Genomic DNA, 25,629 nt, shown 5'->3' with positions numbered 1-25,629 from the left:
ATAATTCCCTCCAAAGATGATTGTATTACGCCTAAAAAGGTAGGCAGAAAGATACACTGTTGAACTTCAACAGTGTATCTTTCTTATTTTAGTAATTTGCATTTTTGGTTTCGCTCGGTTAATAAAAGTCCGATTTGGTTACAAATCATTTTTACCTGTTCCAGCTGGTTCGATGTCACTGCATATTCTAAAATACGGCATTGCTCAGAAATTCTGGATTCTACGTCCTGCAATGCTGGATTGGACATTGGGTCACTGTACCGGACGGCTTCTTTTATTTTTGAAAGTTCAGCGGAAATAGCTTGGTCAGTAGATTTGGCAGCCATGGTTTCCAGTTCTACCGATAAAAAGCGAATAAAAATAGTTTGATTTTTCACTTTTTCATCAATTCCTCCAACAATATTTCGAGTAATGAATACAGAAAGGATTTGAATAACAAAAAACGCTGTTAAAACTGCACTGACAATCAATGCAACCCAACCTGGAATTACAGGAACAAACATGCAAACAAAGCTGAAAATTACCTGTAAAATAAGGTAGATAGAAGAAAGCTGGATGACTGACAATCCCATAAAAGAGGTTTTTTTATTATTTCCAAACGCAAGAGCAGAAAAAATAATTTCTAAAACAAAAGCCAATAAGCAAAAGCCATATCCAATCCAAAAACTAAGTGTTGGAAGATGTGGTACACAAAACGCCACAATATTAAATGCGATTAAGCCAACCAGGGCTATTATTATTTCTACCAAAGTATTTTTTTTCATAATTGCCAAACCTCCTACAGTTTCTCACCACATTCCAGGCAGAATTTTGCTCCGTCTGGAAGTTCTGCACCACAGTTAGGACAAATTGTATTTAATTTATGGCCACATTCCAAGCAGAATTTTCCTTTTGGAATAGCCTTTCCGCATGCGGGGCAAATAATGGTATCATCGGATGCAGTTGGAACAGGTTCTCCACATTCTGAACAGAATCTTGCGCCATTGGGTAGGGAAGCTCCGCATTTTTGACACTTTAATGCAATAGCAGCTGTATTGCTGGATGAAGTAGGAGGGTTAAGGGTTCCCATTGCATCATTGATTGCGCCACCAACAACACCGCCGACAGCTCCACCAACGCCAGCCATGGTTCCTAATCCAATCCCCATATTCGTAAACTGGCCAACAGCTTCGTTTTCCGCTACTTTCCCAGCTACATCAAATCCGCGTTCCTGCTGGTATGTATAGCCTTCCTGTGCTCGTTTTTGTGCGATTGCTTGGGATTCAATGATAATCTTCTGGGCTTCTGTCTGCTGTTCAATAATTCCTACCTGCTGGCGCAATTTTGCTTCCGCAACATCTGCATATTGACGGAAATGCAGTGATTTAAATTGCTCATAAGCAGGGTCTCCATCTGGTTTTACTACCGTTGTGACAAAAAAGCGTTCCAGCGCAACACCATAGTCAGAAAAATCTTCGATTAATTTTTGATGTAATGCGGTAGAAAGTTCACTGAGATGTTCATCTATCTCAAAAATACTAATTTGCTTTTCTTTGATTGTCTGCGCTAGGTAGGTTTTTACTTTTGTCATTAAAAACGCGCGGAAATAAGCAACTAATTTGGACTGATCTAAAGAAGTTTCTGTTCCTACCAATTTTAAGAGCAGTTTACGGGAATCCTCTGCCCGTAGGCTCATCTCCCCGCAAGCACCAATCTGAATTGGGAACTGATAGGTAGGCTCCATAAACTGGACTTTACTATCCGTCCCCCATTTAATCGCCATCTGTTCAGTTTTATTAATGAAATAGACTTCACAATGGAAAGGGGATTCCCCGCCAGTAGGAATTTTAACCAGTTTATTCAACAGTGGGATGTTTTGTGACTCCAATGGATAACGGCCAGGACCAAAGAGGTCCAAAGCTTGGCCATTCATAAAGAATAATGCTTCTTGGGATTCATGTACAATTAACTGGGAAAGTTTATTAAAATCTTCACGGGGATGTTTCCAGATAAACGTACCGTTATCACCTTCATATTTAATAACATCAATTACTGCCATATGGATGAGACCTCCTCTTCTTGAATCGAGAAAAATAGTAATTTCGACAAAATAATTGTGATAGAAATGATATATTCAAACAAATGATACAATTATAATCGGATTTATATTTTATATTTTGATGATTATTCATAAGTTATATGATACCGTTTCTCACGAAAATTGTCAATATATTCAGGTAAAATAGATAAGGATTACCGATAATTTATATTCTAGCCAAAAATAAAAAATACCTTCTTCAGTTCATGAAGAAGGTAAGCGTTTTAAAGACGTAATCCTTTAATATCCTTAATGCGGGATAGGATAATATTGCAGCTAATCTGTTCTATTCCAGGAAGATGGTCGATGGTTTCGCAAATAAATTGATCCAGTTCTTCCTGATTCGCGGCGACTGCATGTACATGGAGTTTATTTTTTCCTGTTACCCGATAAATTTGGGTCACAATAGGATGATGATATAATTGATCTATCACATTTTGTAAGGAATCCGGGTGAAGTTCAATTTCAAAATAGCAGGAAACAGCTCCACTTATTTTTTGTGGATTAATTACTGTAGTATATTCCTCAATTACGCCCCGTTCTTCCAACGAGCGAATACGCATTTTTACCGCAACCCGGGAAATCCCTACCTGTTCTCCAATATCTGAATAGGACATCCTAGCGTTGTGAATTAACAGAGTGAGAATTTTTTGGTCTAACTCGTCCAAGCCATCTAAGAACATTCTGGAATCCCTCCTTCTTCTTTATTATAAACCTTTTTTTCATTTTTGCAATCAAATTACTTGACAAATTGTTCGATGATAGATTATGATAATTACAAAACGTAATATAAAAATATCGTTTCGTAATTAAGAGGGTGAATTTATGCAACAGGATTTGACAACAGGTAATATTACTAAAAAAATGTTGGCATTTGCTGTACCAATGATTTTGGGAAATTTATTGCAGCAGTTTTACAATATAGCAGACACTTTAGTTGTAGGGCAGTTTTTGGGGGCGAATGCGTTGGCGGCAGTGGGATCTTCCTATACCTTAATGACGTTTTTAACCTCTATATTATTAGGGCTTTGTATGGGGAGCGGGGCTGTCTTTTCAATTCAATATGGGCAAAAAGATATGGAACGCTTACGCCACAGTTCCTTTGTTTCGTTTTTGTTAATCGCCCTAGTTGCGCTGGTGATTAATGTGATAGTATTTGTTGGTATGAACCCAATTATTTCGTTACTACAAGTACCAACGGATGTTGTTCCCTATATGCAGGATTATTTACAAGTGATTTTTATTGGAATCGGTTTTACCTTCCTCTATAATTATTTTGCATCCCTATTGCGTGCGGTGGGGAATTCTATGGTGCCATTGGTATTTTTGGCAGTGTCCGCACTGTTGAATATTGTATTGGATATCTGGTTTATTTTGGATTTCCATTGGGGAGTTGCTGGAGCTGCAATTGCCACAGTGATAGCACAAGGTGTATCCGGTATCGGCATTACCATCTATGTGTTGTGGAAATGTCCTTCTTTAAGGGTTGGAAAACGGCATTTGTATTTGGATAAAGCCTCTGTAAAAGAGATTTCTCAATATTCTTTTTTGACCTGTATCCAACAATCTGTTATGAATTTTGGAATTTTGATGGTACAAGGACTAGTAAACAGCTTTGGTACTGCTGTTATGGCGGCATTTGCGGCAGCGGTAAAAATAGATTCCTTTGCCTATATGCCCGCACAAGATTTCGGAAATGCCTTTTCCACCTTTATTGCTCAGAATTACGGAGCAAGAAAATCAGAACGGATTCAAAAAGGAATCCATAGCGCGGTAAAGATAGTATTATTATTCTGTGTGATTATTTCAGTTGGCGTATTTGTATTTGCGAAATGGTTGATGTTGATTTTTATTCAGCCTCAAGAAACCGAAATTATCGCCATTGGTGTACAGTACTTACGGATTGAAGGGACATTTTACTGTGGTATTGGCTGTTTGTTTCTATTTTATGGGCTATACCGCGCTATGCGGAAACCTGGAATGTCAGTGGTGCTGACTGTGATTTCCCTTGGAACACGGGTAGTATTGGCATACATTCTGGCTGCTATCCCTGCTGTTGGCGTTGTGGGTATTTGGTGGTCTATTCCAATTGGTTGGGTATTGGCAGATTTAGTAGGATATTTCTATTATAAAGGGAAACGGAAACAAATTTATCAATCATTGGATAATTAATTTTTTAATAAGCAATAGACTGGTTGCGGTAGGATTTTGGCGTAATGCCATAGTGTTTTTTGAATAAACGATAGAAATACGCCTCATCCTGGAATCCAATGGCTTTGGCAATCTCTCCAATCGAAAGGGGAGTGTGGGTCAGATACCAAGCGGATTTTTCTAGTTTAAATTTTTGGATTAGTTCTCCAAAATGTTTTCCGCTAGTTTGTAAAATGAGTTTGGATAAATAGCTGGTGGAATAGTGAAATTTTTCTGCCAATTGTTCCAAAGTAAGGGAGGTACAGTTTTCATCCATGTAGGAGATAATCTCAAATATTTTAAAGTTTTTATCCTGTTGATGAAGGGGTAACCCTTTTGTTTCAGTTTGCATTCTAGATAAATGGGCGAATAACATCATTAAAGCTGCCTGCATCATATTATCTTTACAAGGGCGTTGGTTGATGGATTCTAGAATAATGGTATGAATTAGTTTTGTTGCTTCTGGAGATTTACCCGATTCAAAATATAGATAACGCTGATTTTTATTGTTGGAATACAGCGAGTCCATAAAAAAGAAAGAAAAGAGCGGGTTATCCTTTAAAATAGAAGCTGCCGACTGCTGAAATAGATTGCGGGAAATCATAATATCGAATACAATGTCCTCTTTACATTCGGTGTAAACACTGTGTAGCACATTGGAATTTAATAAGAGTAAATCTCCTTGATGGAGTTGTAGCGTTTGATCCTGGAACTGATTATAGAAATTTCCGTGATAAACATAAATTAGTTCAAAATAATCATGTCGGTGGAAACATCTCAAAATATCTTTCAATTCTGGTTCTGGTGGAAATCCATGAAAATGGACGGCCATCCCACCAGGAATATTTTCCGGTACAATTGCATGCCCAAACTGTTTGTTTTCTTTTTTTAACCGCTCAATTAGCTGTTTTTGAAACAAAATATCCTGGTCATTTTTTGGGGATTCTAAGTATTGTTGGTAACACTCCTGGATATATTGGTTTATGGTTTTCATGGTATATCTTCCTTTCTTGATACTATAAATATAGCATATTTTCACAGAAAAAGAAATAAAAAACCGTCATACTGTATTTTAAGTTCATTTTTGTCATAGTTTTTGCACAATTCCCTCCAATTGTTTTGTTGTTAAAAATAAATATAATAAAAATCAAGTTCATTTTTATGAATCAACAATAAAACGATTTTAAAATTGGAGGAAGAGTATGAAACAGTTGAAACGAATGTTAGCCTGTGTGATTGCAGCGGCTGTTGCGATACCTACAGTAGCGGCAAGCCTGCCAGCAACAGCTGCAGAACAGGATTCATCAATTAGCATGGTGGATAAGTTCCGTAATCCGGATAACCAAGCCCAAGGAATGTTCCGGTTTTGGTTACCAGATGCTTCGGTGGATCAATCAGTATTGGAAGCGCATTTCAAAGCAATTCAGGAAGCTGGATTTAGCGGAGTGGAAATTGCACATGTGCCTTATAGTAGGGTAGAAGGTGACCTTGCAACCAATGGTTGGGGGACACCAGCATGGCAACAAGCTTTGATTAAGGTGTACAAAGCAGCTAACGCAGTTCCAGGAGAATTTAATGTGGATTTAACGGTATGTACCCAATGGCCAGCAGCTTTGGATACGATTGATCCAAACGATGATGCTGCTTCCCAGGAATTGCAGATGACTTATCAAAAAATTACTACAACAGGAATCAACGATTTATCGTTACCTCAAACCAAACTGGCAACAGAATCTGGGGAGTCCTTTATTTTCGCAGACCATTTTGTAGCGGCTACGATTGCAAAGGTAAGTGAGGTAACGGAAAAAGGATTAGTATTAGACAATAGTACCATGCAGGATGTTAGCAATCTTACTACCCAAGCAGAAAAACAAACACCTGCAGGAATTCCAAACCCGGATGATGAATATTGCCAACAGTTATATCATAATGCCGGTGTTACTTTGGACGTATCTGGCTGGGGTGATAAACAAAAATTGCAAGATCAGCAGTATTATTATCAAACCGATTTATCTTCTGTTCCAGAATTAAATGGTTATACTCCTTCTACTGGTGATGATATCCAGGCAGGGGATTGGGTTGTATTTAGTTTTTACCGCCGTGGTACAGGGGATACTGTTTCACCATCTGGTCCGTTTGGAGAGATGGGGGTAATCGGAAAATCATTTGCAACCTGTGGGACGGTATTGGATAGTTACAGCCAAACCGGGGTATCTACTTTAATTGATTTTTGGAACAACAATATTTTAAATGAAGAACTGATCTCTTTGATGCAACAACGCGGAGGCAATATCTTTGAGGATTCATTGGAAGCAAATAATGCTACTATGTTTTGGAATAAAGATATGTTAAATTCGTTCCAGGAAGTATTAGGGTATGATGTGACAAAATATTTACCTTACTTATTTAGTGAGTTAAATGGAATCACATCCAGTGAAGGAAATGAACAGGACTTTATCCAAGACCGCAGCCTGGTAGAAGATTATCTGTACAATAATGTACACTTAAAATCCTTGCAGGATTGGGCAAAAACATTTGGATATGGGTTAAAAACCCAGAGTTATGCCCACTATGGTTCCCTTGACCACGGCTTGGCAGCCGCTACAGTGGATGTAGCTGAAGGGGAAACCATCGAATTTGGTAAATCCTTTGACCGTTTCCGTACTGTTTCTACAGGGGTACATACAGCGGGAAAAAACCTGGTTTCTGATGAAACTCTAGGGAATGGTGCTCCTTATACCTTAACCTGGAAACAGGATGTTGCCACATTAAATGCGGAATTCGCGGCTGGTGTAAACAGGATTGTTATCCACGGCTATTCTTATCCAAATACCGAAAATATGAATGTACCAGGAAAGGATACTGCGGATGTATGGCCAGGATGGACCACTTTCGTTTCTACTGGGGACTGTTGGGGAACTCGCCAGATTTCCTGGCAGAATATTGATATTTTCTCTGACTATATCGCACGGACAGAGGCAATTTTACAATCTGGAATTTCAAAGGCTGATCTAGCGATTTTAACGCCAGCTTTTGATGAGGAACATCAATCCTTATCCGGAGCCAATGATGGAAGGGAAAACGATTTATCTTCTTATACAGCTTTGTTGGATCAGGGGTATACTTATGGAGTGTATACAGAGGGTGTTCTGAATATGGAAGAATGTTCTGTAACCAATGGAGTATTAAACGCAGATGGTTCCGAGGCGAAAGCGTTTATCGTAGATAATCTGGATACATTACAATTGGAAACAGTACAAAAACTTTACCAGATGGCGCAACAGGGGCTTCCTGTTATTTTTGCGGGAAGCTTACCGGAAAAAGTAAAAGGTTCTGATACTAACCAGACAGGTTCTATAAATGGCTCTAGCAGTGAATTGCAAGAAACTGTATCCAAAATGCAGCAGTTGGATAATGTGTATTTCGTACAGGATATGGATTCTTTGTTTGGTATATTAAAAGAACAACAGCTTTCTCCAAACGCTAGTTATTCCCAAAAAGATGTAAGGGTAAACCTCCATCAGGATACGGACGGCAGTAACTACTATTATTTGTATAATGATAACGGAAAACCTGTTACCTTTGATGTTACTTTTAATGGTACAGGAGTTCCATATCAGTTGGATGCTTGGACAGGGGAAATAGAACCAATTGCCTGCTATCAAAAGCAGAATGATAAAGTTTCTATGACAGTGACTTTAGATGCTGGAGAAGCAGATTTTATCGCAATTTCCAATGACCAGCAAGAGTTTGGAGAAACAAATTCTGTATGGGCAACCGATGCGGATACTACCGTAAATTATACAGAAAACGGAATGGAAATTCGGGCAACACAGCCAGGAAAATATCATACTGCATTTTCAGATGATACCTATAAGACCATAACAGTGGATGAGATTCCAGAACAAATGAATTTGACTGATTGGAATTTATCCATTGAAAGTTGGGGGCCAGATGTGGAAGCCAACCAAACGGATTTGACTGCTTCCAAAAAGACCACAGTGGATTTTGGCTCGGTTGGTTTAGGGCTGTGGAAGGATATTCCAGCTACAGCGGAACAGTTGGCTAAATTGGAAGTTGATGAAATGGGAAATGTCAGTGGTATTGGCACTTACACTACTACTATAAATCTTCCAGATAACTGGGATAACCATTCCTCTGGATATTATTTGAACTTCTCCCATAACAATGATATGATTACTAATATTTATGTAAATGGCAATCAGATTCATCATATTAATCAATCCAGTGACCAAGTGGATATTGGTAAATATCTGCAACCAGGAGAAAACTCCATACAAATTGAGTTAACAACTACAATGTCCAATCGTATTTTGTACGAAGCAGACCCAGATTCTCTGTTTAGTAAACTCAGTTTTATTAATAAAACTTGTGATTTTGGTTTAACAGATGTGACATTAACTCCTTATGTAATGGAAACCGTGTATGAAAATTCACAGGAAGAACCAATACCATCTCATCCAGGGGAATCCTCTCAACCAGAATCTTCAACAGATTCTACTTCAAGTACTGATGGACAGAATAGTCCACAAACAGGAGATGTATTTCCAATTGTAGGGGCTGCTGCGCTATTAGTAGCGGGAGCTGGAATTGTATTTTTAAAACGGAAAAAATAATCTTGCCATAAGAAAAACACCGGTATAAAATACCGGTGTTTTTTAATAGACTAAATAAAAAACTGGTTTTAATTTATCCTAACACTTATTGGAATCAGTAATTATAAAGCCAGAATACAGATTAAGCTGATATCAATCCTTTTTCCACTAAAAATTCATGAGCGACATCTTTTGCGTCCATTCCATCAATATCAACTTTTGAGTTTAAAGAACGCATAGTTTGTTCATCAAATATCCCTTCCATTTTCGCTAGCACAGGTTCTAATTCAGGGAATTTATCTAATGTTTCCTGACGGACTACATTTGCTGCATAGTATGGAGGGAAGAAATGGATATCATCCTCAATTAAGGTTAACCCCTGTTTTTCAATTAATGCATCTGTAGAAAAAGCATCAATGACATCAACTTCGTTGGAAGCTAAGGCGTTGTATCGAATTGCTCCTTCCAAGCCATTTACCGATTGGAAGCTAGTTCCAAATGTTTTTTCCATCAACGGTAAACAGTCTTCTCGTTGAGCAAAATTCACCGTACAACCCAACCGTAATTGATCCGAAACTTTCATCAATTCGGATAAAGTATGGACATTGTATTTTTCTGCAACATCTGGTTTCATTGCCATAACATAGGTATTATTAAAGCCCAATGGTTGTGATAACTGAAGATTATAATTATCTTTCATTGCTTTAGAAGCTTGGTCATATACTTCTTGAGGATCGGTTGTTTCTATTTTTTGATGGAGGTAGTTTGGTAGGATGGAACCAGTATATTCCACATACATATCAGCATCTCCACTTTTAATTGCATTGAAACAAACAATTCCACCATTCAGGTTAAACCGTTGTTCCACTTCAATGTCTGTATTTTCTTCAATTAGTTCGCTGTACATGTACCCTAAAATAATAGTTTCTGTGAAATTACTAGATGCAACTGTAATCTTTTTCTCATTTTGGCTAGCAATTGTTTCCGATAGAGTAGTAATCGCAGGAATCAGTACAAGTAAACCACATAAGCAAAAAATAATAATTCTTTCCAAACGGCGCTTTTTCTTTGGAATATTCTGTATCTGATCCGCCGGCATGAGGCCTTCTGGTGTAACAGCGTGTTCCAAACGCCCTAACAGAAAATCAATTCCTAAAGCCAATAGCGAAGCTGGAATCGCTCCTAATAATACCAATCCAATATTTTGCGAATTTAAACCCAAATTGATAAACCAGCCTAATCCACCAGCACCTGCAAAAGCGGCAATGGTCATGGTACCAACTGCGGCAACTGCAGAAATACGGATACCGGACATAATAAATGGTGCAGCAATTGGCAGTTCAATTCGGAACAACCGTTTCCATTTTGTTAACCCCAAACCTTTTGCGACCTCTATTGTTTTGGGATCAATACTGATAATACCAGTGTAAGTATTTTTAATAATTGGCAGCAGGGCATAAATAATGACCATAAAAATCGCTGGCTTGGTGCCAATTCCTAAAAATGGTACAGAAAAAGCCAATAACGCAATGGAAGGAATCGATTGCATAATATTTGCAATTCCAATTACAATTTTAGAAATCGTTTTATTCCTGGTAATAAGTACACCAATTGGAACACCAATTGCCAAAGAAATGAATACCGCCAATGCAGTCATATTCATATGTTCTAGGAACAGCTGTAGTAGTTCCCCTTTTTTCTCCATAAATAACTGGAAAAACTCAGTCAATGATACCACTCCTTTCTTCGGAAGAACCTTCTGGAGTGAATTGACGGCTTAGGATAGAAAGCATTCTACCTTTGGTTAAAAATCCTTTTAAATTGGATTCATGGTCAATCACTGGTATAATTCCAGAAATATTATAATCTATGGTAGATATGATTTTTTTCAAAGAGGTATCGTTAAATACAGAAATGTAATCATCAGAGACGTAGTTTCTGATTTTGTCATTGTCATTTTTAATTTTACGTAAATCATTCATCCAAACAACGCCTTTTAATTTGCCATCCTCTGTAACTAAAAGGCTATCCACGTTATAGTGTCCCATAATATGAATTGCCTGAATTACAGTGCGTTCCCCAGAAGCCTGTACTGGACGTTTTAACATAATGTCTTCCGCTTTTACAAACTCAGGATTGCTCCACAACTTATTTTTACCAATAAATTCTTCCACATAGCTATTTGCTGGATGTTTTAAAATTTCTTCAGGGCGGTCACATTGTACAATATGGCCGTTTTGAATAATACATATCCTGGTAGCTAGTTTAATTGCCTCGTCCATATCATGAGTAACAAACACAACAGTTTTATGGGTGCGATTTTGCAGATGGAATACTTCATCTTGTAATTCATTCCTTGTTACTGGATCCAAGGCAGAAAAAGGTTCATCCATCAGTATAACAGGAGGATCTGTTGCAAAAGCACGGGCAACCCCCACTCTTTGTCGTTGTCCCCCTGAGAGTTGTGATGGATATAAATCACGGTAGATTCCAGGTTCCAGAGCTACCATTTCTAACATTTCATCCACACGGTTCTGAATATCTTGTTTGGAGAACCCAGCCAATTTCATAGTAAGCGCAATATTATCCCCTACTGTCATATGGGGAAACAGTCCACCTTCCTGAACAACATATCCGATTTGTTTTGGAAGGTCCGACTCTTTTATTTTTTTCACAGACGTTCCATCAATCAACAGTTCGCCGCGGTCAATGGAATTCAACTTGTTAATCATTTTTAAAAGGGTGGTTTTTCCACATCCACTAGCACCAATTAATACAAAGAATTCATCATCGTTAATGGTCAAGTTGATATTTGCTAGAACAGATTTGTTTTTATAGGATTTATAAACACCTTTAAATTCAATCATCCTGCTATCTCTCCTTTCCACATATACTAGTATAGTGTAACATCATTTTATGTAAAGAGTAAATTTATTTCTCATGGATTGTATTAAAATCATATTAAAATTTAGAAAAATAAATAAAAAATTAAATAATTAGCTATAATTTATTTAAATAGATAAAAATAAAAAGCTCAATTATGTTAATCATAATTGAGCTTAAAAAATGGTGAAAATATTAGTTACATAAAAATAATTGAAATAAATAAGATACAAACAATCCATGCAAGATATAGAATCAGTAATTTTTAAGTGGGAATCGTTATTTAAATTGACTTGTGCAACGAAATGCCAAGAAAATTTTGCTCTGCTTGATTCCAATCTACAATTTTGAACCAATCGTCAACATATCCGCTACGGACATTGTAATGTTTTAGATAATACGCATGCTCCCATACGTCTATTGTAAGAATAGGGAAAAGTCCTTGTTCAAGAGGACAATTTTGATTAGAGGTTGTAATCATTTTTAATTTGCACCTATTTGATACGAGCCAGGTATAACCAGAACCAAATACAGATAGCGCAGATTTTTTAAACTCTACTTTAAAATTATGAAAACTCCCGAATTGGCAGTTGATTTTTTGAATTAGTTTCCCTTCTGGCTCTTTTTCTATGGGAGGTGCTATTCCTTGAAAGAAGAAACGATGATTATAGACTCCTCCCGCATTATTTCGTATAGATATTTGTAGTTTTTTCGGTAAATTTCCTGCGATTTTAATCAGCTGTTCTAAGGATAGCTTTTGTAGTTTTGGCTGGTCTTTTAAAATAGCGTTTAAGTTATCAATATAAGTTTGCAGATGCTTATCATGATGTAAGTACATTGTTTTTTCATCAATAAATGGTTCAAGGGCATTATAGGCATATAATAATGGTAAATTAAAAAATGGATAATAATTATTTTCCATAAAGAACCTCCCTTATTATTTATTAGGACGATAGAAATATATGCGTCCATTTTTGATAGTATGAAAGTTGCATATTGATATTGAAATAAAAAACATGGCATTAATTTTTATCCACTATTATATAAAGGAGTAAAGTCATTCATGAAGTAATAATATCATAATTTCCAAAAGGGATTGATGCTTAAAGAATGATATCTTTTCTATTATGGAAATTCAAAAAGAAATGACTGTTGAATGTAAGAGTTCTTTTTTATACTTTACAAAATTTTGTTTTTGTTACGTAAAATAGAAACAATAGATATCTGATTCATCCTATGTTAATGAGCTTATGCTATCAAGTATCTTGTAGTAATAGATAAAAGAAAAGAATCCAAACATTACTAGTGTAAAGTATTTTGAAATAGATTTGCATGAACAGGATATAAAGATAGACATAAAAAATCTTCGATGAGTAAATGACTCATCGAAGATTTGGGCTTGTACTACTAAAAAGATCACCACAATAAATGCAAGACCATTGCTTACAAAAATAAAAAGAGTCTGGACGCAAATTGCATCCAGACTCAGCCTGGTGCGGCAAACGGGACTTGAACCCGTACGTCAAAGACACACGCCCCTCAAACGTGCCTGTCTGCCGATTCCAGCACTGCCGCATTTGTTCAATTGAACTGTTATATTATAGCAGTTATTGCGAAAATTGTCAATAGCAAAATAAAAAAAGAAGCATTTATTTTAATGGAATACCTTTAGAAAACGCAAGATATTCTCCGTTGTACGAGCTAAATCCTGTTTGCTCCGTTTTTTAGATTCTGAAAAAGGAATTGCAACCTGATTGATACTAAATACTGCTGAAATTCCCATTTGATAAATAGATGCTATATCTTCTCCAATATCCCCGACAATAGCAACAGTGGGAATATGATAAGGGAAAGTCCGTTTTGCGATTCCACTGATGACTTTTCCCTGTAAGCTTTGTTGATCCAGCTTTCCTTCTCCAGTGATAACCAAATCGGCAAATTGAATTTGCTTTTCAAATTTGGTAAGCTCCAATACCGTATCAATCCCAGACTGCAATTTTGCTTGAAGAAATGCGACAGCTCCTGCGCCGAAGCCACCAGCAGCCCCCGCTCCAGGAAGGGCTGCCACAGAATAGCCAAGTTGAGTTTGTAGGATATGATCAAACTGTATTAATTGTTCGTTTAACAGTTTCACCATTTCAGGAGTAGCCCCTTTTTGTGGTGCGTAAACCACAGCAGCTCCATTGGGACCATATAATGGATTTGTGACATCACACATAGTAAGGACAGAAACTCCATTTAAAAGAGATTTGAGCTCTGACAAATCAATCTTTGTGATTTGACCTAAATTTTTTCCTGTTGGAAGGAAAGTCTGAGCTCCATGATAGAATTTTGCACCTAAAGCAGCAGCACATCCACAACCAGCATCATTAGTACAGCTTCCTCCTATGCCTAAGATAATTTGTTTTGCACCATGTTGGATCGCATGTAACATCAATTCTCCTACTCCATAAGTAGTGGTAACAGAGGGATTCAAATGCCTTTCTGCCAATGGTAGGCCAGAAGCGGCAGCCATTTCGATAATTGCGGTATCTTGGAATCTACCATAAAATCCAGTAATATCCTCCATATGAGGCCCATGTACTGGTACCATTATCTTTTCTCCTTGCATTGCTTGTAAAAAGCAATCCACAGTGCCTTCGCCACCATCTGCGATTGGTAGACAAACTGTCTGGCAACCTGGAAAAAATTCTGCTACCTTTTGTTTTATAATTTGGCAAACCTCAATAGAAGTCATACTGCCTTTAAAAGAATCCGGTGCGATTACGCATTTTTTCACAGGGATTCCTCCAGACCAAACTCTTTTTGGATTGCTTGTTTCATAACTTCTACAGGAGCTTTTTTTCCTGTCCATAACTGAAAGTTAATTGCTCCCTGATTTACCAACATGCCTAAACCATCAATCGTTTTTGCGCCTTGTTGTTCCGCCATTTTGAGTAACTGGGTGCGAGGATGATTTGGGATGACATCGCACACGACCAGATCAGGACGAAGGGAAGATTCGTCTAAATCTGGTTTTTGTTCCACATTAGGGAATAAGCCAATTGATGTAGCATTAACTAAAATATTAATTTCTTCTGGTATGGAAATTGTTTTATTCCATAGCAAAAATTCTGCCTGACAGGAGGTTTTTTCTTGGATTAGAGTTGTAAGTTCCTCACCACGTTGTCGACTGCGATTGACAATGGTTATTTTTTTCGCACCCGCTAACGCCAATTCCACCGCTATAGCACGGGCAGCACCACCAGCGCCCAATATCATGATTTCTTGACCAAGAACGGTAATATCATTTTCCTGTAAGGAAGTTAAGAAGCCTTTTCCATCGGTGTTTTCCCCAACTAGTTTGCCATCCTTTACTACAATGGTATTGACAGCCCCGATAATAGAGGCTTCTTTAGAAATACCATCTAAATAGGGAAGTACAGCGCATTTATGGGGAATAGTCAAATTAATCCCTTTCATATGCATTGCTTTCATGCCAAGGATAGCTTGCTCCAGATCCTCTGATTTTACCAAAATATTTAAATACCGGTAGTTTAACTGGCACGCCTGAAAAGCAGCTTGTTCTAAAATAACGGTTGGATTTTCGTCAATAGGGTCACCAAACACCCCAACCAATTCTTCCCGATAAGATTTTTGCATCATATTTCCCTCTTTTCTGTCTACATTAACGGCGCAAATACGCGAAGTACAGCACGTAGTAGCCGTATATACCATTTTGTCTTTTTACATTCTTCCAAAGAAATTTCCTGGGATTGCTTTAAAGTATTGCAGTAATCCTGATATACTTGGTGTACCGCTTTTGATTGGTACATCCAGATACCACATTCAAAATGAAGGTAAAAGCTCCGAAAATCAAAGTTGGTTGTTCCTACAATGGCAACCTGGTCATCTGCTACAATCGTTTTGGAATGGATAAATCCAGGGGTAAACTCATAAATTTTTACGCCAGCTTCTATTAACGGTTGATAGAAAGAGCGGGTTACTGCGAAAACATATGGCTTATCCGGGATATGTGGTGTGATAATCCGGACATCCACCCCGTTTTGTGCTGCTAAACACAACATGGAAAGCATCTCATTATCCAATACTAAATAAGGAGTTGTTAAATAGATATATTTCTCAGCGGAATTAATGATATTCAAGTAGGTTTTTTCCCCAACCAATTCTTCATCCAAAGGATTATCATCAAATGGCTGGACATAACCGTCTGTTTCATAAAGCCTGGTACATTGATATTGGGAGAATTCGTTTGTAGTACCGGTTGTATACTGCCACAATTGCAGGAACATTGCGGTGAGGTTGTTTACAGCGGGGCCTTTGATCATAACAGAAGCATCTTTCCAATATCCAAAACGTTCATGTTCGTTGATGTATTCATCTGCTAAGTTAATCCCACCGGTAAAACCTACATTGCCATCAATTACTGCGATTTTACGGTGATCACGATTATTCATAAAGCCGTTTAATTTTGCACGGAATGGATTAAATACAGCTACTTGAATCCCTTGGGAGCGTAGATATTCGTCATAATGGGGAGGCAATGTATTGATACATCCCATATCGTCATACATTAGCCGGACTTCTACGCCTTGTCTTACTTTTTCAATTAAAATATCCAATACGCTGTTCCACATTAAGCCAGGCTCAATGATAAAATACTCCATAAAAATGAACTGTTCTGCTTGTTCCAATTCTTCTAGTAAAGCTTTAAATTTTACTTCACCAGGGCTTAAATATTCTGTTTGGGTGTTTTTCCAGGCTGGTTCTTGGGTAACATGGGTAGTATAATGTACATGTTTTGCGATAACAGGATTTTTTTGTTGGATTTCCTGGAAAATCTCCTGGTTTTCAGGCAGTTTTTTTTCAATGTGATATTTGCTTTTTTGGATTTGCTTTAAAATGTGTTTTTGAGTGTTTTCTTTCCGGAATAATAAATAAAAAATCCCTCCTGCCACTGGAAACAAAAAGATTAAGCAGATCCAGACAATTTTATAGGCAGGGTTTTCGTTTTTGTTAATAATTAACAACACTAAACAGATACTAATTGCTGTTAAGAGCAAAGAATAATAGTAGTATTTTGCGCTGACAAAATACAAACAAAATGCCAACAGCGCAACTTGCAGCAATAATAAAGCAATTATGACAAATAATCTACTTGTTAAAAACTTCCATACTTTTTTCATGTTTCCCTCCGTTATGAAAAATGTATTATCTGGTGAAAAGGCGGGTTGTTTATTAAAATAGACAGTATTATTATAACATAAAATCTTATAAAAACAAACGGAGGTACAAAGTTGTTGAAAAAACAACCAATTTTATGTATTGCCATCTGAAAATGTGTGGTTTCAGATGGCATAGTATGAAACAATGTGTAGAAGAGAACACTATGGAGGACAGATTATTTTTCGTTTTCAATCGAAAATTCCCTTAAATAAACGGCGTTATCTTCTGTATGGCTGTATTTTGTCTTTCCGCTTTTGGTTTTTTTAAACTGAGTTGCGGGAAAACTTTCGTCATATAGTGGTACCACTGTTTCATCTGGATGAATCCTAGTGCGGTTTCCATGATATTTATTGGTGTTCATAGCTTTCCTCCTATAAATATTTTTTATAGGCTTCGATAGTCTGCTGTTCAAAACTTATCATATCCTGTGCCAATTGTTTTTGTTCCTTGGGCGCTTCTGGATGATGGTTTAACGCGCTTTGTAAATCAATGATTCCCATATTGCTACCTTGAATCATCATTTTTGCCATATGGCTTGGGGTAGAATCCATCATTAAATTCATTTTAACTCCCATTTTTAACATTCTATCCTTCATGGAAGAGGTGGCTTGGGGGATTTGATTACCGGATTCAATTTTCCTTTTAAAATTCCGGTATTGGTTTAATTGGGAAGTAAGGCTGCGTTTGATTCCAGCAGATTGGGAGTATGCCAGCATGGACTCTGCGGCATGTTCCCCCATAGAAGCTGTTTTATAAATTTCTTTTTCCAATTCGCTTTGTGTCATAAAAAGGTCTCCTTTCATTCGTTCTTGTATTATTATTCGTGGTTTCTGCCTGGATTATGTGTGTTATTCCTTTGACGATTGTTGACATGATTACTAATAAATTGTATAATCAAAATATCAAAATTTAGGAGATTTACCATGATTTTAACAGTGGACATTGGCAACACAAATATGGAGTTTGGGATTTTTGAAAACAATCAATTAAAAGCTAATTTTCGTTTGGTAACAAACCGCACTGTAACATCGGATGAAATTGGATTGTTTATGACGCAGTTTTTTTCCATCCATAAGATAACAACGGATGAAATTGAGGATATTATCATTGGTTCGGTTGTGCCGCAGGTGATGTTTTCCGTATCCAACGCAATGCGGAAATATATTGGTAAAGATCCCCTAATTGTTGGAGAAAATATCCAAATTAACATGAAAAACAATTATCACAATCCAAAGGAAGTAGGGGCAGACCGTTTAATCAGTGCTTATACCGCTTTTCAAAAATATGGCGGTCCTGTGATTATTGTGGATTTTGGGACAGCCACTACCTTCGATTTGGTAGGAGAAGATGGTGCTTATGAGGGCGGGACCATTTATCCTGGCATTAAAATCTCCATAGAAGCGTTAACTCAGAATACCGCAAAACTGCCTACTATTGAGTTTCAGGCACCTGGTACAGTAATTGGACGGGATACTATAACCAGTATGCAATCCGGTGCAGTTTATGGCTATGTAGGTGCTGTAACTTACTTAATCCAGAAAATGAATGATGAATTGGGCAAAAAAGCATTTGTAGTGGCTACTGGGGGACTATCTACCTTGATTTATGAAAATTCTAATTGCATTGATAAAATTGACAAAACATTGATGCTGGAAGGTTTGATGAAAATTTATCAGGATTTTTGTCACGCATAAAATAAAAATACGGGACATAGATATAAGGCAAAAGGGAAAAGCTGGTGAGAATCTATGTTTCATTCCTGCAAATATGTGGTTGTTTCGGTTTGCCTGATTGTATTTGTCAGTTTATTTTGTATCCATGAAATTAAGACGGTTACCACAGTAGGGACAACACCCCAGTTAAAGCGTCAAATTATCATAGACCCTGGTCATGGTGGGGAAGACGGTGGAGCAGAAGGGTTGTATCAAGCTGTGGAAAAAAATATTAACTTGGATATTTCGTTGGAATTGGCAGATTTATTTCGTGCCTCAGGGTTTGAGGTGATTTTAACCCGAGACCATGATGTATCCATTTATGACGATTCTGCTAAAAGCTTGCGACAAAAAAAGAGATCTGACCTCAAAAAGCGATTGGAGATTGCTAATGATAACCCTCAGGCAATTTTTATCAGCGTCCATCAAAATAAATTTGAACAGAACCAGTATTCTGGGGCTCAGATATTTTATGGAGAAAAAAATGCCTCCAGTAAATTGTTAGCGGAGTCTTTGCAGCAGGCATTTGTAGCGAATTTACAACCGGAAAATACCAGGCAGGTAAAACCGATTACTTCCAGCGTATATTTAATTCAGAATGCGAAACCAGTAGCAGTGTTAGCAGAATGTGGGTTTTTATCCAACCCGGAAGAATCGAAAAAATTATTGGACTCTACCTATCAAAAACAGGTAGCGTTTACGTTATATTCTGGAATCCTCCGTTTTTATGAGGCTTCTGTGTAAATTTAGATAAAGGAGATCATTTTGGCAAAAACAAAAGAAGTATATTGTTGCACTGAATGTGGATATCAAACTCCAAAATGGAATGGAAGATGTCCCAACTGTGGTGCTTGGAATACATTTGAATTACAAACATCTGCTCCAGAACCAGCAGGAAAACGTACGGTTACCATCTCTTCTGCGGCAGCGGTTACGCCTACCAGTATTACTGAGATTGATGTTACGGATGAGGTACGCTATCATACAGGGATTCAAGAACTTGACCATGTATTGGGTGGAGGGATCGTAAAGGGTTCCTTAGTCTTACTAGGAGGGGACCCTGGAATCGGGAAATCCACTTTGCTGTTGCAGATTTGTGGCAGACTAGGGGAACAGCTAGAAATTTTATATATTTCTGGAGAAGAAAGCGTTCGCCAATTAAAGTTAAGGGCAAACCGGTTAGGGGTAAATTGCCCTAATTTATATATCGTATCGGAAACGGATTTAGATACGGTTGCCAGTACAATTATGAAGGAGCAACCTGATTTAGTAATGATAGATTCCATCCAAACCATGAACATGGCTGCAGTTCCTTCCTCTCCAGGTAGTGTCACCCAAGTGCGGGAATGTACCAATGCTTTAATGCGGTTGGCAAAATCAGAGGATATTCCCATTTGGATTGTAGGGCATGTAAATAAAGATGGAAATATCGCGGGGCCAAAAGTACTAGAACATATTGTAGATGCTGTACTATATTTTGAAGGGGAAAATAACCTTTCTTACCGTATTTTAAGGGCTGCGAAAAACCGTTATGGTTCTACGAATGAGATTGCTGTGTTTGAAATGGGAAACGATGGATTGCATGAGGTGCTAAATCCTTCTATGCTGTTGTTATCGGAGCGACCAACAGGAGTATCCGGTACCTGTGTTGCTTCGGTGATGGAAGGTTCCCGTCCAATTATGGCAGAAGTACAAGCATTGGTAACCAAAACCGGTTTTGGCAATCCACGTAGGACATGCACCGGATTTGATTATAATCGGATGGCACTGATCATTGCGGTACTAGAGAAAAGAGCGGGCTACTTTTTTGGAAGTCTAGATACATATATCAATATTATTGGAGGGTTGAAACTAGATGAACCTGGGGCAGACCTTGCCATTGCGTTGACGTTAATTTCTAGTTTGCGAGATATCCCGCTCGATGACCAGTTAATTGCCTTTGGGGAAATTGGATTAACAGGGGAAATCCGTACTGTGAGCGGGGCAGTTCAAAGAGTGAGAGAAGCAGAAAAGCTTGGTTTTACTCGCTGTGTATTGCCAAAACAATGTATGAAGAATTTGGTATTGCCAGCGGAAAGCCAAATTGAATTGATACCGGTACAAAATATCCGGCAGGCAATTCAACGATTATTTCAGTCTTAAAGGGAAAATTGTAGGAATGGCAATGTGGGTGTATCCTCCAAATAATATTTGGATTTATGGGCGGATTGCAGCAATGCCGTTGTGCAAGCCCCTTTACAACAAAGATAAATAACACTGAAAGTTATAAGGAGACGTAAAAATGAAAATTGGAAACATTGTAGTAGGGCAATCTGGAGGACCTACTTCAGCGATTAACGCCAGTTTAGCTGGTGTTTTTCAAGCGGCAAAAGATTTGGGTGCTGAAAAAATTTATGGCATGCGGCATGGGATTGAAGGCATATTAAAAGAGGAATTTATCAATTTGTCCCAAACGTTGGGGTCGGATAGCAAAGTGCAATTATTAAAAATTACGCCTAGTTCTGCGTTGGGGTCCTGTCGATATAAACTGCCTAAAGTAGAAAAGGATGAGCAGACATACCAGAAAATTTTTGATATTTTAAAAAAATATGATATCTCTCATTTTTTCTATATTGGCGGGAATGATTCCATGGATACCATCCAAAAACTATCTTCTTACGGAGCAAGAATAGGGAGCAATATTACTTTTATTGGTATTCCAAAAACAATTGACAATGATTTGCCTTTAACAGACCATACGCCAGGATATGGAAGTGCTGCTAAATACATAGCTGCCGCTACCAAAGAAGTCATTTATGACGCGTCAGTTTATCCATTTCCAGCAGTTACAATTATGGAAATTATGGGACGTGATGCGGGGTGGCTTACCGCTGCATCCAGTTTATCCCGTGGGGAAGACTGTGATGGGCCAGATTTAATTTATTTGCCAGAACGGCCATTTGATGTGGAACAGTTTGTGGATAATGTAAAGGAAAAAATGTCACAGAAATATGCTGTTGTGATTGCGGTTTCCGAAGGATTACGGGATGCTACAGGTACTTATATCTGTGATTCATTGGCAAGTAAAAAGGTAGATGCGTTTGGGCACCGCCAGTTGGAATGTACTGGAAAGGCTTTAACCAATATGTTAGAAGTATTGCATTGTAAAACCCGTGCCATCGAATTAAATACCTTACAACGTTGTGCCGCCCATATGCTCTCTAAGACGGATATTGATGAGAGTTTCCAATCCGGATATGAGGGGGTGATGGCTGCTTCCAAAGGGGAAACGGGAAAAATGGTTACCTTCCACCGTATTTCCAATACACCATACCAGTTGGAATACAGACTTAGTGATATTAACTTGATTGCCAACCAGCAGCGTTCTGTTCCAGGAAAATATATTACCAAAGGCGGTACAGATGTTTCTGATTCGATCCGTGAATATATTGAACCTCTGATTCAAGGGGAATATACACCACAATATAAAAACGGTGTTCCATCCTATTTTCGTTTTTAATTATCTCAAATAAACAGCGGGATTTTTCCCGCTGTTTTCTCCATATAACAAAAAGTCTCCACCACTTTATAGTGGGTGGAGAGCTGAAATGCAAAATATAGCGATCCATTTTCTATGATATACATCTGTTTTTATTATTTTTCCGCAGGCGAGTCTTCGTCTGCGGACTCTTCTTTTTTGCGCCGAGTCCACAGGTCGAGAAGATGGAATTCTTCCTGCATGATGATCATAATCGGTGCACCAAGAATGATCGGAAAAATCGTGTTGTTACAAAAAATCGTGCCGATTAAGGTGACAAGATCTACTTCAGGCTGAACGGCATAAACGCCAAAGGAGATCATAACGGTCAGAACCACGGCGGAGATAAGAATTATGGCAATATATGCAAGAAAATCGTGGCTGTCACGCAGGGAAAAGGCTTTTTTGCGAATCATGTGCCATAATTTGTAGACCATCACCACATACAGGTAGTTAGCAATGAAACCGGCAATACAAGACCACTGTAAGCTGTCGGACAGTACATCAGAAATCAGATTACCCACCGCAAAAGCAAGTGCCCCCGTCTGTCCGAAAAACAGACCGAAGATAGGCTGCAGGCAGGTGACTGGCCGGATATCGGTAAATCCGGGAATCATAATCATGACTTTAAACGGGAGAGAAAGAAGCATATGTATTAGGACCAAAAACAGAAATCTACCAATTTTTCGTCCCAAAGGTGTTTTTTGAGTTTGTGTCATGCGGACCACCTCCGTTTCCAAGCCACAACAAAAGCGGTTGCATCAAATTCAGACAGGAACGCCCCTAGCGCTACCAGAACGCAACCAATGACCAAAGAGGGTGTTAGTGTAATACGATCGACCAGAATCGGTGGAAGGGTAGCGGAAAAGATGGTGGAAAAGACGATTTCTAGAGAATAGATCACCGAAGCTGTCCGGGCAGACGCCTGCTTTTGCGCAAAAATATTTATGACGGTAGCAAAAGCACAGATAAAATAACTGTAAACAAAAATGCTGGAGAGCATCTCGGAGGAGTAGGAAAGAGCAAAAACCGTGCGTGGTTCGATAAACAGCCATATGAGGAAGGATAGAACTGCAACCACACCTAAAATAAGGGCGGACAGCTGTATTGGCTCCATCTCTTTTGCCGCTTCGTTAAGTTTAATAATGTACCAAGCCCGAAGCAGGCATACCACCAACATAATCCCGATTCCAGGTAGCTGGGATAAGTCAGTGTGCAGATTGACCGCCAGCAGAATCCCTATCAATATGAGCCCTACCCCAAGCCAAGTGTTGATTCGAATTTTCTGACGTCGGAGCAGAAGAAGAACAGGAAGAACTACCGTTGTCATGGATAGGGTAAAAATACCGGTGGAAACATTGAGATATTGTAGTCCAAACAGCATCAGCAGGTTATAGGTCATATTCAAGATTCCTAACCCAGCCACACGCAGAAGATTCTTTTTTGTAATGGGTCGGAAGATTTTTTTAAAGAAGATGGCAATTAAAATCAGACAGCCGATAAAATTAGTCATGGCGGTAATCGAAATGGATGGAATTTCAGCAGGAATATTTTTAAGCAGAATGACCTCCGTTGACCAGCAAAGCGTTACACAAAAAAGACAAAAATTGGATTGAATTTTATTCAAATAGTTTCCTCCTCAAGCATTCTCTGTAAAGCGGGAAAACGTTGTCTCTCTTTTTCTGTAAATTTGCCCACTATACTTCTAAATCCTATATCATTATATCAAAGAATCGTTTTTTTTCAAGTAATTTTAAAATAGGACGAACTCAGAAAGAATACAATAGTCGCACTGCAAAAAAATGTTATGAAATCAAAGCCTGAAGAAGATCTTGAGAAGAAATAGAATTCTAAGGTGCCCCAGATATTCGTATTGACGGGAATATTTTTTATAAACTGCTGTGACAAGCCTATTTATATTATCAAATATAGATAGTTTTTTCTTTTTCGTATGGGAATACTAAATAAGCAAAAGCCTAAATTTTGTACTACCCTTTCCCTTTCTGCAATAGATATGGGATAAGGGGGGATTATATGGGGCTTTTAGAACAGATCAATAATGGATTAAGTCGGATTGTTTGGGGTCCGGTAATGCTTTTGTTTTTATTGGGGATTGGGCTGTATTTTTCTGTCCGAACTGGTTTTTTTCAAATCCGCTATTTTGGAAGAATGTGTAGGGAAACAGTTGGAAGTTTATTTGAAAAAAAACCAAAATCAAAACAAGGAATTACCCCCTTTCAGGCAGTATCAACCGCTTTGGCTGGCACATTAGGAACAGGAAATATTGTTGGGGTATCCACCGCGATTGTTACTGGAGGTCCAGGTGCTATTTTTTGGATGTGGGTCAGTTCTATTTTGGGGATGATGACCAAATATGCGGAGGTATTGCTGGCGGTTTATTACCGAAAGAAAAACGGAAAAGGGGAATATATTGGTGGCCCCATGTATTATATTCAATATGGTATGGGATATAAATTCCCAGCCATATTATTTGCGCTGTTCTGCGTGGCTGCTTCGTTTGGAATTGGGAATATGACACAATCTAACGCTGTCTCTACGGCGCTAGAATGTTCTTTTGGAATTCCAACTTGGATTAGCGGTGTAATATTAGCTGTTTTGGTTGGAATTGTTATTATAGGAGGGATCAAACGAGTAGGAAGTTTAGCAGAAAAATTAGTTCCACTGATGTCCTTTCTCTATTTAGGATTGGCAATTTTTGTACTGTTTTTTAATAGAAGTCAGATACCAAAAGCATTTGAGGAAATTTTTCAATATGCTCTTTGCCCATCTTCTATTTTAGGAGGAAGCGCCGGATATTTATTTATGCAGGGAATCCGCTTTGGTATTTCCAGAGGGGTTTTTTCCAACGAAGCGGGATTAGGGTCTGCTCCCATTGCCCATGCTGCTGCCAACGCAAAAAGCCCAGCTCAGCAGGGCATGTGGGGAATGTTTGAAGTGTTTTTTGATACGATTGTAAGCTGTACCATTACCGCTTTGGTTGTGTTAACTTCAGGGGATTGGCTAAGTGGCCAGAATGGTTCCACGTTAACCTTAACTGCTTTTTCTAATGTGATAGGTGATTCAGCTCAGGGACTAATTTCAATTTGTATGGTATTTTTTGCGTTTTCCAGTATTTTGGGATGGGCATATTATGGTGAAAAATGTATGGAATACTTATTTCACAAAAAATTTGCTATTTTCATATATCGTTGTGTATTTTTAGGGTTTATGATATGGGGAGCAGTACAAAATCTTTCTTTGGTATGGTCTGTTTCTGATACACTAAATGGGTTGATGGCGATACCAAATCTGATTGCGTTAGTGTGGTTAAGCCCGATCGTATTTCAGGAAACAAAACGGTATCAAAATATAATCAAAACAATTAAAAATGAAAGAAATTTGTAAGAG

General features: G+C 38.1%; 21 protein-coding genes and 1 tRNA gene. 7 read left to right on the top strand and 15 right to left on the bottom strand.

What is annotated here, in order from left to right:
- Nucleotides 1–83: 83 nt before the first annotated feature.
- The 3 genes from H8Z77_RS06035 to H8Z77_RS06025 form a co-directional block, all read right to left on the bottom strand.
- On the bottom strand, nucleotides 84–764 hold the full coding sequence (locus H8Z77_RS06035) for a hypothetical protein (RefSeq protein WP_186996478.1): 681 nt from the start codon (nucleotides 762–764) through the stop codon (nucleotides 84–86).
- Between the two features lie 14 nt (nucleotides 765–778).
- A complete protein-coding gene (locus tag H8Z77_RS06030) occupies nucleotides 779–2,038 on the bottom strand; it encodes an SPFH domain-containing protein (RefSeq protein ID WP_186996477.1) in 1,260 nt (419 codons plus the stop codon).
- A 263-nt stretch (nucleotides 2,039–2,301) separates the two neighbouring features.
- On the bottom strand, nucleotides 2,302–2,760 hold the full coding sequence (locus H8Z77_RS06025; protein WP_069989304.1) for an Lrp/AsnC family transcriptional regulator: 459 nt from the start codon (nucleotides 2,758–2,760) through the stop codon (nucleotides 2,302–2,304).
- A gap of 142 nt (nucleotides 2,761–2,902) precedes the next feature.
- Here H8Z77_RS06025 and H8Z77_RS06020 point away from each other — a divergent pair, with 142 nt between their 5' ends.
- Nucleotides 2,903–4,249 (top strand): MATE family efflux transporter, encoded by a 1,347-nt coding sequence (locus H8Z77_RS06020; RefSeq protein ID WP_186996476.1) that lies wholly within the window; start codon nucleotides 2,903–2,905, stop codon nucleotides 4,247–4,249.
- 4 nt (nucleotides 4,250–4,253) lie between these two features.
- Here the strand turns inward: H8Z77_RS06020 and H8Z77_RS06015 are convergent, their stop codons facing one another.
- Entirely contained in the window at nucleotides 4,254–5,261 is a 1,008-nt protein-coding gene (locus H8Z77_RS06015; protein WP_069989300.1) for an AraC family transcriptional regulator, read from the bottom strand.
- Nucleotides 5,262–5,469: 208 nt separating this feature from the next.
- Here H8Z77_RS06015 and H8Z77_RS06010 point away from each other — a divergent pair, with 208 nt between their 5' ends.
- Nucleotides 5,470–8,904, top strand: coding sequence for a glycosyl hydrolase (locus H8Z77_RS06010; RefSeq protein ID WP_186996475.1), 3,435 nt, complete (start codon nucleotides 5,470–5,472; stop codon nucleotides 8,902–8,904).
- Nucleotides 8,905–9,025: 121 nt separating this feature from the next.
- Here the strand turns inward: H8Z77_RS06010 and H8Z77_RS06005 are convergent, their stop codons facing one another.
- The 9 genes from H8Z77_RS06005 to H8Z77_RS05965 form a co-directional block, all read right to left on the bottom strand.
- Nucleotides 9,026–10,621 carry an ABC transporter permease/substrate-binding protein gene (locus tag H8Z77_RS06005; RefSeq protein WP_366471941.1) on the bottom strand — a complete coding sequence of 532 codons (1,596 nt, stop codon included), beginning with the start codon at nucleotides 10,619–10,621 and terminating at the stop codon, nucleotides 9,026–9,028.
- Complete coding sequence (locus H8Z77_RS06000) at nucleotides 10,605–11,750, bottom strand: ABC transporter ATP-binding protein (protein WP_069989296.1); 1,146 nt, start codon at nucleotides 11,748–11,750, stop codon at nucleotides 10,605–10,607. Before H8Z77_RS06000 ends, H8Z77_RS06005 begins: the two co-directional genes overlap by 17 nt.
- Nucleotides 11,751–12,049: 299 nt before the next feature.
- Nucleotides 12,050–12,688 (bottom strand): superoxide dismutase, encoded by a 639-nt coding sequence (locus tag H8Z77_RS05995; protein WP_186996474.1) that lies wholly within the window; start codon nucleotides 12,686–12,688, stop codon nucleotides 12,050–12,052.
- 569 nt (nucleotides 12,689–13,257) lie between these two features.
- A tRNA-Leu gene (locus H8Z77_RS05990) sits at nucleotides 13,258–13,341 on the bottom strand.
- 79 nt (nucleotides 13,342–13,420) lie between these two features.
- On the bottom strand, nucleotides 13,421–14,545 hold the full coding sequence (locus H8Z77_RS05985; RefSeq protein ID WP_186996473.1) for a glycerate kinase family protein: 1,125 nt from the start codon (nucleotides 14,543–14,545) through the stop codon (nucleotides 13,421–13,423).
- On the bottom strand, nucleotides 14,542–15,411 hold the full coding sequence (gene aroE / locus H8Z77_RS05980; RefSeq protein ID WP_186996472.1) for a shikimate dehydrogenase: 870 nt from the start codon (nucleotides 15,409–15,411) through the stop codon (nucleotides 14,542–14,544). The genes H8Z77_RS05985 and aroE overlap by 4 nt, the downstream gene beginning before the upstream one ends.
- Before the next feature lie 17 nt (nucleotides 15,412–15,428).
- Entirely contained in the window at nucleotides 15,429–16,952 is a 1,524-nt protein-coding gene (cls, locus tag H8Z77_RS05975; protein ID WP_069988354.1) for a cardiolipin synthase, read from the bottom strand.
- A gap of 215 nt (nucleotides 16,953–17,167) precedes the next feature.
- A complete protein-coding gene (locus H8Z77_RS05970; protein ID WP_069988355.1) occupies nucleotides 17,168–17,353 on the bottom strand; it encodes a hypothetical protein in 186 nt (61 codons plus the stop codon).
- A 10-nt stretch (nucleotides 17,354–17,363) separates the two neighbouring features.
- A complete protein-coding gene (locus tag H8Z77_RS05965) occupies nucleotides 17,364–17,777 on the bottom strand; it encodes a hypothetical protein (protein ID WP_069988356.1) in 414 nt (137 codons plus the stop codon).
- A 138-nt stretch (nucleotides 17,778–17,915) separates the two neighbouring features.
- On the opposite strand from H8Z77_RS05965, the gene H8Z77_RS05960 reads away from it, so the two are divergent.
- The 4 genes from H8Z77_RS05960 to H8Z77_RS05945 all read left to right on the top strand — a co-directional run bounded on the left by H8Z77_RS05960 (nucleotide 17,916) and on the right by H8Z77_RS05945 (nucleotide 22,203).
- Nucleotides 17,916–18,686, top strand: coding sequence for a type III pantothenate kinase (locus H8Z77_RS05960; protein ID WP_069988357.1), 771 nt, complete (start codon nucleotides 17,916–17,918; stop codon nucleotides 18,684–18,686).
- A gap of 54 nt (nucleotides 18,687–18,740) precedes the next feature.
- Nucleotides 18,741–19,448, top strand: coding sequence for an N-acetylmuramoyl-L-alanine amidase (locus tag H8Z77_RS05955; RefSeq protein WP_186996471.1), 708 nt, complete (start codon nucleotides 18,741–18,743; stop codon nucleotides 19,446–19,448).
- Between the two features lie 21 nt (nucleotides 19,449–19,469).
- A complete protein-coding gene (gene radA / locus H8Z77_RS05950; RefSeq protein WP_186996470.1) occupies nucleotides 19,470–20,846 on the top strand; it encodes a DNA repair protein RadA in 1,377 nt (458 codons plus the stop codon).
- Nucleotides 20,847–20,985: 139 nt separating this feature from the next.
- The gene (locus tag H8Z77_RS05945) at nucleotides 20,986–22,203 is read left to right on the top strand and encodes a 6-phosphofructokinase (RefSeq protein ID WP_186996469.1); all 1,218 of its coding nucleotides are present in this window, start codon (nucleotides 20,986–20,988) and stop codon (nucleotides 22,201–22,203) included.
- Between the two features lie 134 nt (nucleotides 22,204–22,337).
- Here the strand turns inward: H8Z77_RS05945 and H8Z77_RS05940 are convergent, their stop codons facing one another.
- Together H8Z77_RS05940 and H8Z77_RS05935 are read right to left on the bottom strand one after the other, a co-directional pair.
- On the bottom strand, nucleotides 22,338–22,940 hold the full coding sequence (locus H8Z77_RS05940; protein WP_186996468.1) for a QueT transporter family protein: 603 nt from the start codon (nucleotides 22,938–22,940) through the stop codon (nucleotides 22,338–22,340).
- The gene (locus tag H8Z77_RS05935; RefSeq protein ID WP_186996467.1) at nucleotides 22,937–23,848 is read right to left on the bottom strand and encodes a DMT family transporter; all 912 of its coding nucleotides are present in this window, start codon (nucleotides 23,846–23,848) and stop codon (nucleotides 22,937–22,939) included. The genes H8Z77_RS05940 and H8Z77_RS05935 overlap by 4 nt, the downstream gene beginning before the upstream one ends.
- Nucleotides 23,849–24,255: 407 nt before the next feature.
- Between H8Z77_RS05935 and H8Z77_RS05930 the strand changes: the two genes are divergently transcribed.
- Nucleotides 24,256–25,626, top strand: a complete 1,371-nt coding sequence (locus H8Z77_RS05930; RefSeq protein WP_186996466.1) for an alanine/glycine:cation symporter family protein — start codon at nucleotides 24,256–24,258, stop codon at nucleotides 25,624–25,626.
- Nucleotides 25,627–25,629 lie beyond the last annotated feature (3 nt).

It is taken from the genome of Clostridium facile (assembly GCF_014297275.1).
GTDB lineage: Bacteria > Bacillota > Clostridia > Oscillospirales > Ruminococcaceae > Massilioclostridium > Massilioclostridium facile.
The sequence above is the reverse complement of the archived record's forward strand: the minus strand, read 5'-3'. Positions and strand labels throughout refer to the sequence as shown.